This window comes from Myxococcus hansupus (assembly GCF_000280925.3).
Lineage (GTDB): Bacteria > Myxococcota > Myxococcia > Myxococcales > Myxococcaceae > Myxococcus > Myxococcus hansupus.
Map to the genome: position 1 here is coordinate 9,286,544 of NZ_CP012109.1, position 14,165 is coordinate 9,300,708.

Genomic DNA, 14,165 nt, shown 5'->3' on the forward strand with positions numbered 1-14,165 from the left:
ACTTCGACAGGATTCGAGCGAACCCCATGAGTGAGCAGAGCACCATCCGCTGGGAACAAGACGCAGACGGCATCGTGGTCTTGACGTTGGATGACCCGAACCAGTCCGCGAACACCATGAACGCCGCGTACCTGAAGTCCATGCGCGCGACGGTGGACCGGCTGGTCAAGGAGAAGGACAGCCTCTCCGGCGTCGTCATCACCTCCGCGAAGAAGACGTTCTTCGCCGGTGGCGACCTGAAGGACTTGCTGAAGGTGAAGAAGGAGGACGCCAAGCAGTCCTTCGAGCTGGGCCAGGAAATCAAGGCGCAGCTCCGCGCCCTGGAGACGCTGGGCAAGCCGGTGGTCGCGGCCATCAACGGCGCGGCGCTGGGCGGTGGTCTGGAGATTGCCCTCGCGTGCCACCGCCGCATCGTGGCGGACGTGAAGGGCGTCCAGGTGGGCCTGCCCGAGGTGACGCTGGGCCTGCTGCCCGGCGGCGGCGGCGTGGTGCGCACCGTGCGCATGCTGGGCATCGTGGATGCGCTGATGAAGGTGCTGCTCCAGGGCCAGCGCTACCGCCCGCAGGAGGCGAAGGACGTCGGGCTGGTCCACGAGGTGGTGGACTCCGTGGAGGCGCTGCTGCCCGCCGCCAAGGCGTGGGTGAAGGCCAATCCCAGCGCGCAGCAGCCGTGGGATGTGAAGGGCTACAAGATTCCGGGCGGCACGCCGTCGCACCCCGGGCTCGCGGCCAACCTGCCCGCCTTCCCGGCCAACCTGCGCAAGCAGATCAAGGGCGCGAACATGCCCGCCCCCCGCGCCATCATGGCGGTGGCGGTGGAGGGCACGCAGGTGGACGTGGACACCGCGTTCACCATCGAGTCGCGCTACTTCACCGAGCTCGTCACCGGGCAGGTCGCGAAGAACATGATTCAGGCGTTCTTCTTCGACATGCAGCACATCAACTCTGGCGGTGGCCGGCCCAAGGGCTTCCCGCAGTACGCGGCGAAGAAGGTGGGCGTGCTGGGCGCCGGCATGATGGGCGCGGGCATCGCCTACGTCTGCGCCAAGGCCGGCATCGACGTGGTGCTCAAGGACGTGAGCCTCGCCTCGGCGGAGAAGGGCAAGCAGTACTCCGTCAAGCTGGTGGAGAAGGCCATTCAGCGGGGCAAGTCCACGAAGGAGAAGGGTGACGCGCTGCTGGCGCGAATCACCCCGGCCGCGGACCCCGCCGCGCTGAAGGGGTGCGACGTCGTCATCGAGGCCGTCTTCGAGGACGTGAAGCTCAAGCACCAGGTGTTCCAGGAGGTGCAGGACGTGGTGGCGCCGGACGCGCTGCTCGCGTCCAACACGTCCACGCTGCCCATCTCCCTGCTGGCCGAGGGCGTGAAGCGCACCGACGACTTCGTGGGCATGCACTTCTTCTCCCCCGTGGACAAGATGCCGTTGCTGGAGCTCATCGCTGGGAAGAAGACGAGCGACGCGGCGCTGGCGAAGGCCATCGATATCGCGGTGCAGATTGGGAAGACGCCCATCGTCGTCAACGACAGCCGGGGCTTCTTCACCAGCCGCGTCATCGGCACCTTCCTCAACGAGGCCATCGCCATGGTGGGCGAGGGCATCGCGCCGGCCTCCATCGAGCAGGCGGGCCTCCAGGCGGGCTACCCCGCCGCCCCGCTCAGCTTGATGGACGAACTCACGCTGACGCTGCCGCGCAAGATTCGTCAGGAGACGAAGGCGGCCGCCGTGGCGGAGGGCAAGCCCTGGGCGGAGCACGGCAGCTACGCCGTGGTGGACGCGCTCATCGACCAGCACCAGCGCAAGGGCCGCTCCACGGGTGGCGGCTTCTACGACTACGAGGACGGCAAGCGCGCGGGCCTGTGGAAGGGCCTGGCGCAGCACTTCACCAAGCCCGGCCACACCATCCCCTTCGAGGACATGAAGGACCGGATGCTGTTCGCCGAGGCCGTGGACACGGTGCGCTGCTTCGACGAGGGCGTGCTGCGCTCGGCCGCAGACGCGAACATCGGCTCCATCCTGGGCATTGGCTTCCCCGCCTGGACGGGCGGCGTGGCGCAGTTCATCAACGGCTACGAGGGCCCGACGGGCACGGGCCTGCGCGGCTTCATCGCCCGCGCGCGGGAGCTGGCGGCGAAGTACGGGCCGCACTTCGAGCCGCCCGCGTCGCTGGTGGAGAAGGCGGAGAAGGGCGAGCTGCTGAAGTAGCCGCTGCCCCTGGCCGGAAATGAAAGCGGCCTCCTGGCGTGGGTGCCAGGAGGCCGTTTTCACGTCCAGACCTCAGAGCGTCTTGATGTACTCGATGATGGCCCAGCGCTCATCGTCGGTGAGCGACTGGTTGAAGTCGTGGCCCTCGTTGCCCAGGCCGTAGAGGTGCGAGTTGAAAATCATGCGGGAGCGAATCTGCTTCTGGGTGATGGGCGGCGGCGACTGGTAGGCCAGTGAGTTGTGGTTGGCCACCAGGTTGGCGATGTTGGCGAAGGCGATGTCGATGGTCGCCATGTGCTGGCTGCAGGGGATGAAGGGGTCCCTGCTGGGCACGTCGCCGCAGGCCAGCCGCGTCACCTTCCAGCCGAGCTTGTCGAAGTCGTACGCGTCGAAGCTCATGTCATAGCCGGCGTTGGTGCCAATGTTGTTGGGCTCCGTCTGCCGCCGCTGCCACACCTTGGGGCGGTCCGACGGCTTCAGCACGTCCCACAGGGTAGGGACGCTGCTGTTGTGGAAGTAGGGCGCGGAGGCCCACGCGCCGTAGAGCGGCGGCGCGATGTAGCCGAACGGCTCGATCCAGATGTTCGGGCCTTCGGGCGAGTAGATGGGGCCCATGCCCCGGTCATACGCGGCGCGCGGCACGCGGCGCAGGGCGCTCGTGATGGGGTCGTCGAAGAAGCCGTGGTGGTCCGGGTGCATGTCATTGTAGGCCAGGAAGGACGTGTTCCAGGCCCGGCGCTTGCGTTCGTCCTCCATCAGGCCCTTGCGGGCGGGGTCCGTCCGGATGGTCTCGATGGGCGTGATGACGCCGGAGACGCCCTTGAGGCGCGGGTCGGGCAGGAAGGCCGGGTTGGCCGCGTGGCGCGGGGAGTAGACGCCGTGGCAGCTCGCGCAGGAGCCGTTGCCGGGCGTCTTGGGGATGTTGGGGTTGGCGCCGTTTGCCCAGAGGTCGCGCTCGTGGAAGAGGATGGCGCCCCGCTCCGCCAGCGCGGTGTTGATGGGCTTGGGATAGGTGGGGGGCGAGAGCGAGAGGAAGAAGTTGTCGTTGTCCTCGAACTCGATGGTGAGCGCGCGGCGCTCCTGGGCGGAGCGCCCGAGGTGCGCCATGCCGAACGCCATCTCCGAGCGGACGTTGTCCGACGTGAGCGCGCCGTCCCAGAACTGACGCGTCTTGAAGGCGCGGTGGAACCAGTTGGGGGCGCGCGACATGCCGCCGGCGTGCGTCGGGAAGTACTCGAGCAGGCTGGGCACCATCGCCATGGAGTCCATGTCGAAGAGGGCGGGCAACAGGTCGACGATGCCGATGGCATCACTCATGCCGCGGCCCACGCTCCAGGGGACGGGCACGAGCTGGAACACGTTGCCCACGACGGTGGAGCGGAAGAAGTCGGACTGGATGAGGCCCGGGTCGCTGGCGTCCGTGGACCGGCCCCAGACGAAGTTCGACTCCTGGTCGGTGCCCAGCTGCGAGTCGTGACAGCCCGAACAGCTGGAGGCGATCAACCCCGTGTAGCGGCCGTTCGTGTCGCGCTCCTGCACGAGGCCCAGCGGGAGCTGGCCGCTGCCGCCGTTGGTGAAGTTGGGGTTCTCCCACGGCAGCGGATAGGGATTGCGGAAAGGCGCCTTCGTGAGGCCATAGCGCTTGATGACCTGCTCGTCGAAGTCCGCGGGCCGGAAGAGGTAACCCCATTGCAGATGGAGGTTGTGGTAGGCCGTTGCGGTGGTGAAGGGCTGGAAGTAGGCCCGTGTCTCGATGTTCTTCTTTCCGCGGCTCACGCTCGCCCGGAACTCTCCGCACGTCGTGGGATTGGGCGGCAGGTTGGAGATGAACGGCGGCGGCGGTGAATGCAGATCCACCCAGTAGGCGTTGAACTGCACCGCCGCTCCGGGCTTGTTGACGCCCGGCACCACCAGCGTGCGTGGGTCTACCGGCAGCGGGGTGGAGTCTGGCTTTCCCGCACAGGCCGCCGCGAAGGGCGCTCTCAGGGGTGTCATGTCCAGGAGCGGCGGCGCTGCTGCCTGCGCCACGCTCATACTCAGAAGCAGGGGACTCGAAAACGCCAACGAACGACGCCAGTGCAGGCGCATGCGCAACCCTCCAGTTGCTTATTGGCACGGTGACAACAAGAGGTTAAGTAGGCTTCCAGGTGAAGTCCCACAATACGCATCGCGTCAGTGTCCCCCTCGGGGAGACACACGGCCGTGGTGTGTCCGTGGAAACCCCCTACAGTGGCGGGATGGGGATTCAACCGCGTGTCACGGAGGCCGGGCCGCGCGACGTGGCGCTGCATGCTTCGTTCTGCGACTACGTGTCACACGTCTTCACGCGCGCCGACTTCCGCCGGTGGACGGCGTGGGGTGAGTGGGATGACGGCTACCGCGCGTTCATGGTGGTGGAGGGCGGCCGCGTGGTGGCGAACGCGTCCGTGACGCGGATGCGGCTGCTGCTGGATGGGCGCGAGGTCTCCGGGTTCCAGTTGGGCGCCGTGGGGTGTCTGCCCTCTGGGCGAGGGCGTGGGCTGGCACGGACGGTCATGGACGCGGCCCTGGCGTACTGCGGGGAGGCGCCGGTGTTGCTGTTCGCCAATCCGAGCGTGCGGGCGTTCTACCCGCGCTTCGGCTTTCAGGCCCGGGGGCAGACGCTCTTCGCGGCTTCGCATGTGGCCAAGCCCGCGGGGCCGGCCGCGCCGCTCCTCGACGTGTCGCTGGCGGAGGTGCGGGCGGGGCTTGCCCGGCTGGCGGATGCGGGTGTTCCGGTGACGGAGCGCTTCGGCGCGCGGGGGCATTCGCGCATCGCGAGCTGGTACGCGGCGAATGGGTTCGCGCGGCCGCTGCGCCAGTTGCGCGACGATGCGTGGGTGTTCGCGGAGGTGGAGGGCGAGACGCTGTATGTCGATGACATCTTCGCGCGTGAGCCCTTCGACTTGAGCGCGGAGCTGCCGCGTCTTATCGACCGGCCCATCACCTCCATCCAGTTCGGCTTCACGCCGGAGCGTTGGTGGCCCGGCGCGGAGCCCGTGGGGGAGGAGGCGGATGCCGACCTGTTCGTGCGTGGTGGAGGGTGGCCCGAGGGGTTTGAACGGTTCCCGGTGATGGCTCGGACCTGAGCAGTCAGCGGGCGTTAGCGGTAACTTATCCACGCGCTGGCGGAGCGCGCCTTCACGACGGCGAAGGCGCGGCAGGCGAACCACATGGGCACCGTGACCAGGAGCGCCAGCGTCCACACCGCGCCGACGCCGAGCAGGCAGAATAGCGTGTCCTGGTTCTGTCCGAAGGTGAACAGCGCAAGCCTGTTCAGTGCGTGCAGTAGGTGCAGGTGGACGACGTAGATGGACAGCGGCGCGGCGCCGAACACCGCCAGGGTGCGCGTCAGGGCCTTGGGGGCGTCGTCCACAGCAGGGCAAACAGCGCGGCGCCCACGCTGAGCATCGGCAGCAGGAAGTCGAGCGATGGCGGGTACTTCGTCGGGTTGGCGACCAATCTCGTTAATGGAATTGACGGAACGTGTTCATGGCGTTAACGTGTCCTTGTGAATGGAGGTCACAACATGGACTCTGACTTGATTGGGCTGCATGAGATCGCGATGGCTGCCGGAGTTACACCTTCGGCCGTGGTGAATTGGCGAAAGCGGTTCGTCGACTTCCCTTCGCCTGTTGTCGAATTGAAATCAGGGCCTGTTTTTCGGGCAGTGCAGATCTACGCTTGGCTTGAAAAGCGTCAGCGGAAGGAACTCGGGTCCGCGACTCGATTGTATGACCAGTTGGCCGCCAAGCGTAACGATGATGCCAGTCTGATCTCGAAGATTGAAGAAGCCGCGCACAAGCTGGCTGATGAGAACACCTCCGTCCGGAGCCCTGGTATGTTGCTTGGAAAAATCCAGAGCGGAAAGACAAGGGCATTTCTTGGAATTATAGCCAGGTGTTTTGATCTTGGTTACGAGCTTGCCGTCGTGCTTACGAAGGGCACCACGTCACTTGCACGCCAGACCTTGATGCGAATTAAAAAGGACTTTGCTGACTTCATTCAGACGGACGAGGTGCAGGTTTATGATGTGATGTCCCTTCCGAATTTGACGCCGTACGAGCTGAATCAGAAGCTGATTTTGGTTGTAAAAAAAGAAGACGACAATATGTCGCGCCTGATTGAGTCGGTTGAAGTGAAGTATCCAGTCTTGAAAAACAAGCGACTGCTGATTGTGGACGACGAGGCGGATTTTACGTCTGTTAGTTACAAGAAGAAGGATGGCGTTGTAGGGGTGGGGAAAATTTATGGTCAGATTGACTACCTCCGGAACCTTGTCGAGAAGTCCGATTTCTTGCAAGTGACGGCAACGCCATATGCGCTCTATCTTCAGCCGGAGGAAGGCATTGTCGAGGCCGGTGTTCAGTTGTTTAAGCCACTGAGGCCCAAGTTTACAGTCGTTCTGCCTGTGCATGACAGCTATGTCGGGGGAGATTATTATTTCGAAAAAAGTACGGAGCCGGACTCGCCCGCCTATTATTTTTATCGTGAGGTCCCTCTCGAAGAGCGAGAGGCATTGAAGAAGGAAGACCGACGAAGGATTAAGATTGAAAATGTATTGACGGAAAAGCGCGTGGCTGTGCTGCGCGATGCTGTTTTGACATTTATGGTGGGGGGGACCGTTAGGCGTCTGCAGTCAATGTCGAATAAGGAGCGTCCGCAAAAATATAGCTTCTTGTTTCATACCGAACAGGCCAGGAGTTCTCATGACTGGCAAGAGGAGATTGCTACTGCGATTCGTGATGGATTGGTGTCCGAAGCAGCGGAAGACAGTCCTTTGTTTAATGAGATCATGCTCCGGGCATTTTCGGACCTGAAGCGGTCTATTCAACTTGCGGACTCCTTGACTCCCAGTTTTGAGGATGTGAAAGGGGAAGTGGTCAGGGCCCTTGTTGAAGGGCAGATGATGATTACTAAAGTTAACTCAGATAAGGATGTGGAAGAACTCCTGGATGAGGATGGGCAGCTCAAGCTCCGAACGCCATTTAATATCTTTATCGGAGGGCAGATTCTGGATCGTGGAATTACAATTAGGAACTTGATTGTGTTTTACTATGGGCGTAGTCCCAAGCGCTTTCAGCAGGATACGGTGCTGCAGCATTCGCGCATGTATGGTGCGCGTTCGATGGCGGATTTGGCGGTGACGCGTTTTTATGCGCCCCAACATGTGTATCAGGTGATGCGAAAGATACATGCTTTTGATGTTGCCTTGCGAGAGGCGTTTGAGTCGGGGGCTCACGACCGTGGGGTTTATTTTATTCAAAAGGATGCGAGAGGAGTTGTTGTTCCTTGTTCGCCGAATAAGCTTATGTTTTCGGAGGTTACTAGTGTCCGGCCCGGGCGACGCATGCTGCCGGTTGGGTTTCAGACGGTCTCGAAGACGGCCGGTGCTAAGCGCCTCGCTAGTCTCGATGCTCGTGTTCGAGAGCTTGTTGGGGATGGAAATATAGGGCCGGTTTTGGTTGGGGTTCAGGATGCAGCTGAGTTGCTAGGGCTTGCGTATGAGAACCTTGAATTTGAAAGGGCTGAGGAGGATCCTCGAAAGGCACATGCTGCGGCCCTCGAGCACTTGTCTCGGACCTGCAAGGACTCTGAAATGGTAGGGAAGGTGTGGCTGCTTGTTTCTCGGGACCGTGATGTCGCCCGGTACCGAGAAGAGGGGCGGTTCTCTAATGCGCCAGATACAAAACAACAGACAGAGTTGGCGCTTGCTAAGGCCGAACATGTCCCGGTGCTGATGCTGTTGCGGCAGAATGGTGATGAGAAGAGAGGGTGGCGCAATCTTCCATTCTGGTGGCCGGTAATTGTGCCGCCCAAGACAGCTGTGACATCTATCTTTGCATCTGATGTCCCGTCGCGTTCGTAGGGTGTCTGCTCTGTGCTGAGGGCGTATCCCTTCAAGCAAAACATTCCGTAGGGCGATGTCGAACCCTGACCGTGCTCGGAGATGTGCACGAGCACGGGGGGAAGTGTGCTCGTAAGGCGGATATGTGACGTACCTGAATGACCTGGGGCGTGTGTCGCGGCAAAACTGTTGCCATGTGTCTGTAATGCGGTCGCCGATGAGTATCAAAAACAGTCAGAGGTAGCTCATCCAGGGGCTGGCGGAGCGCGCCTTCAAGCTGGCGAAGGCGCGGCAGGCGAACCACATGGGCACCGTGGCCAGGAGCGCCAGTGTCCACACCGCGCCGACGCCGGGCAGGCTGAACAGCGCGCCCTGGTTGGGCCCGAAGGCCGCCAGCGCGAGCTTGTTCAGCGCGTGCAGCAGGTACAGGTGGACGACGTAGAAGAACAGCGGCGCGGCGCCGAACACCACCAGGGTGCGCGTCACGGAGTCGGGCGCGTCGTTCAATAGCGCCAGCAGCGCCGCACCCGCGCCGAGCGTCAGCAGCAGGAAGTCGAGCGACGGCGGGTACTTCGTCAGATTGACGAAGGACATGGCCGTCTCCAGGGCCGTCGTGCCGGGTGTCCATGGGAGCGGCTCGCCGTAGATATTGATGAGCCGCAGCAGCACGAAGAGGCCCACCGAACTGGCCGCGGACAGCCACAGGCGTTTCCGCCGGACCTCGGGCGCGACCTGGGAGGAGAACCACGGCCCCACCGCGAAGCCCAGGGCGATGACGCCCAGCCACGGCAGCACCGGATAGGAGGTCTTGAGCTGCGCGCCCCAGGGGAGGGCGATGAAGCCGCGGTCATGCAGCAGGGCCCAGAGCGCGTGCCCGGGCTCACCGGCCTCGAAGTGGATGGGGCCCAGCAGGTTGTGGCCGAAAATCACCACCAGCGCGAAGGTGAGCAGGGTCGGGCGCGGCAGGTGGAGCAGGGCCGCCAGCACCATCATGGACACCCCAATCGCGCCGATGACCTGGAAGTAATACGTCGGGGGGACGAGCGTGAAGGTCCAGGCGAAGTTGATGACCGTCAGTTCGAGCACCAGCAGGAAGAGCCCGCGCTTGAACAGGAAGCTGGAGGCCGCGCGGCGTCCACCGTGCCGCTGACCGTAAAGCCACGCGGCCACACCGGTGAGGATGACGAACACCGGCGCGCACAGGTGCGCGGCCATTCGCGTGAAGAAGAGGCTCGGGGGCGTCGTGGCGACGTCCACCGGGTCGCTGACCTGGGCGTGCAGGTAGAAGAACTCCCGCACGTGGTCGACGATCATCAGCGCCATGACAAACCCTCGCAGCGCGTCGATGCTGACGACGCGGCGACCCTTGGCGCGCGCCGTTTCGGGCGAGGTGGCGGTGGTATCCGCGGAGGGATGAAGCTGAAGGGAGTGGGGCATCGGCGATCGTGGGCCACGCCATCCGCGCGGCGGTGGGGAGAACACGCGCGCCAGGTTCTGGCTTTCAGTCCGCTGGGGCGCCTGCTGGGACGCACGTCGGATAGCAGCGTGTCGTCACGCGCGCAGGCGGAAACCGGCGGGGAGAATCCTTGTTCCTCGCCGTGGGCACGAAGTACATGGATTGAAGTGGCACTTGCATCATGATGGCGATGAGTCGCCCTTGTCCGGACGGCCTTGGGGGCGCTCAGGTCGCCCCCAGGCCCATGTCACGCGACATGCCGGGGGACCGGCCGCCGCTATTGCTGCCGGCCCTCGATGGCGCACATGAGCACCGCCGAGGCGACGCCGAGCCGCCGGTCCAACTGGTGGTCGAGGTCCATGGAGAAGTCCAAATCAATCTTCTGGATGAAGGGGTTGAAGCGCTGGTGGAAGGCGAGCACCTGGTTGAGCCCCATCGTCCCGGTGAAGGACTGGGGAATCAGGTTGGAGAGGAAGCGGCGCACCAGCGCCATCATCATGCTGTCCTCTTCAATCTTCCCCACCTCCTGGTCATTCGCATCCAGCACCAGCCACTGGTCGCGGAGGAGGGAGCGCAGGCCCTTGCGGCGCAGGGCGCCCAGGCGCTCGCCCGTGACGGCGTCCGTCACGTCGTACGTCATGCCGAAGTCGAGGATGCCGCGCGCCTTGATGGTGATGAGCTCCTCGCGCATCTCCTCGTCGGTGTAGATGCGGATGTCCTCCTTCAGCTTGAAGGCCTTCATCTTCGAATAGAACGCGAGGTTGCCCGCCTCGTCGTAGATGTGGAACGCGTCGCCGAACAGCTTGAAGAACTTGCGGCGAATCATGTAGCGCGTCTGGCCGAAGCGGCCGGGGGCCAGGTGGCTGGGAGCACGGGTCTGGAGTGCGGTCGACATGCCACCCCCATAGCAAAGGTGGCGAGTGACTCGCACCTGGGCCTCCTTCGTGGAGCGCCCGGCAATTCCCGCGAGCTGAGAGTCGCTCAGCGAGAAGGTGGGTACTTCTGGAGTTTGCGCTGGAGCGAGCGCCGGTGGATGCCCAGCTTGCGCGCGGCCTCGGAGATGTTGCCGGCGCAGTCCGCGAGCACGCGGTTGATGTGCTCCCACTCCGCGCGCGCCAGGGACGGCGCCTCGAAGCTCTCCGGCGTCGCCACGGAGGGCTCGCCGGACGCACGCGCGAACGCCGCCAGCACGTCATCCACGTCCGCGGGCTTCGGCAGGTAGTTCACCGCGCCCAGCCGGATGGCATCCACCGTGGTGGCGATGCTCCCGTACCCCGTGAGGACGATGACGCGCGTGGAGGCATCCACCGTCAGCAGGTCCCTCACCACCTCCAGGCCGTTGCGGCCCGGCATGCGCAGGTCCACGACGGCGTACTCGGGCGAGTCGCGGCGCGCGGCGGCGAGCGCCTCGTCGTAGTCCCCGGCGGTGGTGACGTCCCAGCCACGCTCCCGGAAGGCGCGCGCCAGCCGCTCGCGCAAGGTGGCGTCGTCGTCCACCAGCAGCAGACTGGGGCGGTGCTCGGTGCCCGCGCTCGTGATGCTCATGACGCCAGCTCCGGCGCGGCGTGGGGCTCCGTCACCGGCAGCGCGAGGCTCGCCGTGGTGCCCTGTCCCGGTGTCGAGCGCAGCTCCAGCGAGCCGCCCAGTTGTTCCACCAGCGTGCGCGCCAGGAAGAGCCCCAGGCCCATGCCTTCTCCCGGCGGCTTGGTGGTGAAGAACGGCTCCCCGGCGCGAGACAACACCTCCGCCGCCATCCCCGTGCCCGCGTCCTGGACCTCGAGCAGCGCGCCCGCTCCGCGCGCCTGCACACGCAGCTCCACGGTGCGCGGCGTCTGCGATGCCTGGAGCGCGTTCTTCACCAACCCGCGCAGCACCCGGGCCAGGGCGCGCGGTGGGCCGTGGACACGCCACTCCCGGGCCTCGGTGGGCAATTGGACGCGCACGCGCTCCGCGCCGTGGAGCTCCGCGAGCATGTCCTCCACCAGCCGGCCCAGGGGCACGGGGTGGAAGGGTTCGCCCGTCGTCTGCCCCGCGTCGGCGGACATCTGCACCAGCACGTCGCGGCAGCGGTCCACCTGCTGGCGGATGAGGCGCAGGTCCTCGCGCACGGATTCGGAGGTGCCCGCCGTGGCCAGCGCGCGCTCCACTTCCTTGGCCACCACGGCGATGGTGGACAGCGGCGTGGACAGCTCGTGCGCGGCGCCCGCGGCCAGCGTCGCCAGCGAGGCCACCTTCTCCCTCCGTGCATGCAGCGCGCGCGCCTGGGCCAGCTCCTGCTCTCGCGCGCCGAGCGCCCGCGTGACGCGCTGGATGAAGTAGACGATGAAGCCCGCGGCCACGGCGAAGGCCACCCACATGCCGTTGATGTGCAGCCGCATCAGCTCCGCGTGGTCCGGCCGCGACAACCCCGCCGGCAGCTCCACATCCTGAAGCACGAAGAGCGAGCCGAAGGCCATCAGCGTGAAGCCGAACAGCCCCCACATCCACCGCGCGGGGAGCAGCACCGTGGCCAGCGCCACGTTCACCAGGTAGAGCGTGGTGAAGGGATTGTGGGTGCCGCCGCTCAGGGCCAGCAGGCCCGTGAGCACCAGCGTGTCCCACAGCATCAGCTTGCCGAGGGTGCCCTCCGTCACTGGCAAATCCCGCGACAGCCAGGCGCGCACCGCCAGGTTGGTCAGGCCCTCCAGGCCCAGCAACGCGCCCAGCACCGGCAAGGGCAGTCCGAGCTCCAGCCCGTAGGCCGCCGCGCCAATGACGAGCGTCTGGCCCAGCAGCAAGCCCCAGCGCAGGCGCAGCAGCCACTCCAGGTTGAGGCGGGCCCGGGAGTCAGGCTCGAGGAGGGGTGTGGCGGCGGGGGGCGAAGGCGTCATGGTTCTTCGACGGAGGGGGGCACCACCGAGCGGGCGACGTTGGCCACCAGGTCCACGCTGGTGGGCGCCTGGCCGGCGGCGACGCCATCCAGCCATGTGTCCCACGTGAGCGCAAACCGGACCTCGGCGTGGGGCTGGGCTTCGGACAGCGTCACCCACTCCAGTAGCACGTCGACGGCGGCGCGCGTCTGGAGGTTCGCCTCGAAGGGCTGGGGCTCGCCGTCCCGGCCGTCCGCCAGGGTGCCGCGCAGGTGCAGGCTGTGGCCCACCATGTTCACGGGCGGCTGCGCCTGGGCGGCGGCGGAGAGGCCCTCCGCGTCGTCGTCCGCCGGCTCGAAGACGAGGCGCGCGTGGCAATAGCGCCCCGGCGGGGGCCGCACCGCGCCCAGCCTGATGACCGTGCCGTCGGCGTTGCCCAGGTTCACCACGTGCGGCGTTCCCAGCCGCGTGGGGTTGCTCACGGTGTGGGCCCAGGCGGTACCCACCGGGGAGAGCTGGTTCAAGAATCGCTTCCAGCCCACCTGTGCGCACGGGAGCAGCTCCACGCTGCTCAGCGTGACGAAGCCGCCCGTGAGGATGGCGCGGGCGCCCCGGTCGTTCACGAGCTCACGCGGGCCGGCGTCACCGGAGATGGGGCGGGCCCGGGAGGTGACGAGCGACAGGTCGAGCGTCATGCCAGGGTCGACGTTGCCGCCACCACATCCCGCCAGGGACAGGAGGGCCACGGGCCCCGCCAACACGGAAGGCTTCGGGAAGAGGCGCATGATTCAGAGGTCGTAGGCGACGGACAGCATCGCGATGGGCGTGGAGGAGACGCGGCCACGGAGTTGGTTGATGAAGGGGACCCGCACACCCGCCGCGACGACGACGTCCATGCCCGGGCTGAAGAGGACGTCCGGCGATGCATAGCCGATGAAGCCGCCGCCGTTCTCCTCTCGCTCGCCGTTGATGTCGGCCGGTGCTTCCAGGCGGCTGTCGAACGCCATGCGCAGGGCCCACCGCGTGGCGGGCTGGAACTGCGCGGCCAGCGTGGTGCGGATGGAGGCGCCCGCGCGGAAGCCCATGATGCCGCGGGTGGGCAGGAAACCCGTGGTGCTGACCAGGAAGGACCAGTCGCCGCGGAAGTGCTGGTAGGCCACGCCGGCCAGCGGGTCCACGGAGCCGCTGCCAATCTGCGCGTCCAGGTTCAGCATCTCGCCGTCGGCGCCGCGCAGGACGGGCGCGGTGGGCAGCTTCACGCCGCCCAGCACGCTGAACAGGTGCTTCGCGGAGAAGGCCCGGTCGCGGAAGAGGAAGGCCTTGGCGGTGAGCTCCAGCTCGCCCACGCCCCAGCCGCGCTCCCGCGAGAGGCTGACGTCGCGGATTTCGCGGGCCTGGAGCGGCAGGGTGGCGGAGAGGAAGAGCCAGGGCAGGGGCGCGTAGGCGGCGGCCACGTCCATGCGCGCCTCGCGCAGGCGCATGGCGTTCACTCCGTCCTGGCCCACCGTGTGTCCCCAGCCCCGCAGGGTGGAGGACAGGCGCAGGCGGCCCTCGAAGGGCTGCTCGGTGCCCATGGACATCAGGGTGGGGTCGCCGCAGGCGCAGGTGGCGCACGCCCAGGCGCTCGAAAAGGGGGCGAGCAGCAGGGCGGCGGACAGCAGGAGGGAGGCGGTCAGTGTGTTCTTCACGGCCCGGGCACCATACGTGCGGACCTTCCGCCCGGCGTGTGGCGTGTTGTCGCAGCGGGCGGGCGAGGGGCGGGCGGGCAGGCGAGCGGTCGCTGTCGCTCG

At 65.9% G+C, this 14,165-nt stretch carries 11 protein-coding genes; 3 read left to right on the forward strand and 8 right to left on the reverse strand.

Going from position 1 to position 14,165, the window contains the following annotated elements; all coding sequences use genetic code 11:
- The first annotated feature begins 26 nt into the window (after positions 1 to 26).
- The gene (locus tag A176_RS36685; protein ID WP_002633725.1) at positions 27 to 2,204 is read left to right on the forward strand and encodes a 3-hydroxyacyl-CoA dehydrogenase NAD-binding domain-containing protein; all 2,178 of its coding nucleotides are present in this window, start codon (positions 27 to 29) and stop codon (positions 2,202 to 2,204) included.
- Between the two features lie 72 nt (positions 2,205 to 2,276).
- On the opposite strand, the gene roxA is transcribed toward A176_RS36685, so the two are convergent.
- On the reverse strand, positions 2,277 to 4,292 hold the full coding sequence (gene roxA / locus A176_RS36690; protein ID WP_044889909.1) for a rubber dioxygenase RoxA: 2,016 nt from the start codon (positions 4,290 to 4,292) through the stop codon (positions 2,277 to 2,279).
- Between the two features lie 125 nt (positions 4,293 to 4,417).
- On the opposite strand from roxA, the gene A176_RS36695 reads away from it, so the two are divergent.
- Positions 4,418 to 5,311, forward strand: a complete 894-nt coding sequence (locus A176_RS36695) for a GNAT family N-acetyltransferase (protein WP_021781194.1) — start codon at positions 4,418 to 4,420, stop codon at positions 5,309 to 5,311.
- Between the two features lie 14 nt (positions 5,312 to 5,325).
- Here the strand turns inward: A176_RS36695 and A176_RS36700 are convergent, their stop codons facing one another.
- On the reverse strand, positions 5,326 to 5,598 hold the full coding sequence (locus tag A176_RS36700; protein WP_002633722.1) for an acetyltransferase domain-containing protein: 273 nt from the start codon (positions 5,596 to 5,598) through the stop codon (positions 5,326 to 5,328).
- A 153-nt stretch (positions 5,599 to 5,751) separates the two neighbouring features.
- Here A176_RS36700 and A176_RS38495 point away from each other — a divergent pair, with 153 nt between their 5' ends.
- Positions 5,752 to 8,091 (forward strand): Z1 domain-containing protein, encoded by a 2,340-nt coding sequence (locus tag A176_RS38495; RefSeq protein WP_002633721.1) that lies wholly within the window; start codon positions 5,752 to 5,754, stop codon positions 8,089 to 8,091.
- Positions 8,092 to 8,304: 213 nt separating this feature from the next.
- Here the strand turns inward: A176_RS38495 and A176_RS36705 are convergent, their stop codons facing one another.
- The 6 genes from A176_RS36705 to A176_RS36730 form a co-directional block, all read right to left on the reverse strand.
- Positions 8,305 to 9,507, reverse strand: coding sequence for an acetyltransferase domain-containing protein (locus A176_RS36705; protein ID WP_002633720.1), 1,203 nt, complete (start codon positions 9,505 to 9,507; stop codon positions 8,305 to 8,307).
- 296 nt (positions 9,508 to 9,803) lie between these two features.
- Entirely contained in the window at positions 9,804 to 10,421 is a 618-nt protein-coding gene (locus tag A176_RS36710; protein WP_002633719.1) for an LURP-one-related family protein, read from the reverse strand.
- Positions 10,422 to 10,507: 86 nt separating this feature from the next.
- Positions 10,508 to 11,071 carry a response regulator transcription factor gene (locus A176_RS36715; protein WP_002633718.1) on the reverse strand — a complete coding sequence of 188 codons (564 nt, stop codon included), beginning with the start codon at positions 11,069 to 11,071 and terminating at the stop codon, positions 10,508 to 10,510.
- Positions 11,068 to 12,396, reverse strand: coding sequence for a sensor histidine kinase (locus A176_RS36720; protein ID WP_002633717.1), 1,329 nt, complete (start codon positions 12,394 to 12,396; stop codon positions 11,068 to 11,070). The genes A176_RS36715 and A176_RS36720 overlap by 4 nt, the downstream gene beginning before the upstream one ends.
- Complete coding sequence (locus tag A176_RS36725) at positions 12,393 to 13,160, reverse strand: hypothetical protein (protein ID WP_002633716.1); 768 nt, start codon at positions 13,158 to 13,160, stop codon at positions 12,393 to 12,395. The genes A176_RS36720 and A176_RS36725 overlap by 4 nt, the downstream gene beginning before the upstream one ends.
- A gap of 3 nt (positions 13,161 to 13,163) precedes the next feature.
- Complete coding sequence (locus A176_RS36730) at positions 13,164 to 14,063, reverse strand: hypothetical protein (RefSeq protein WP_002633715.1); 900 nt, start codon at positions 14,061 to 14,063, stop codon at positions 13,164 to 13,166.
- Positions 14,064 to 14,165: the final 102 nt, after the last annotated feature.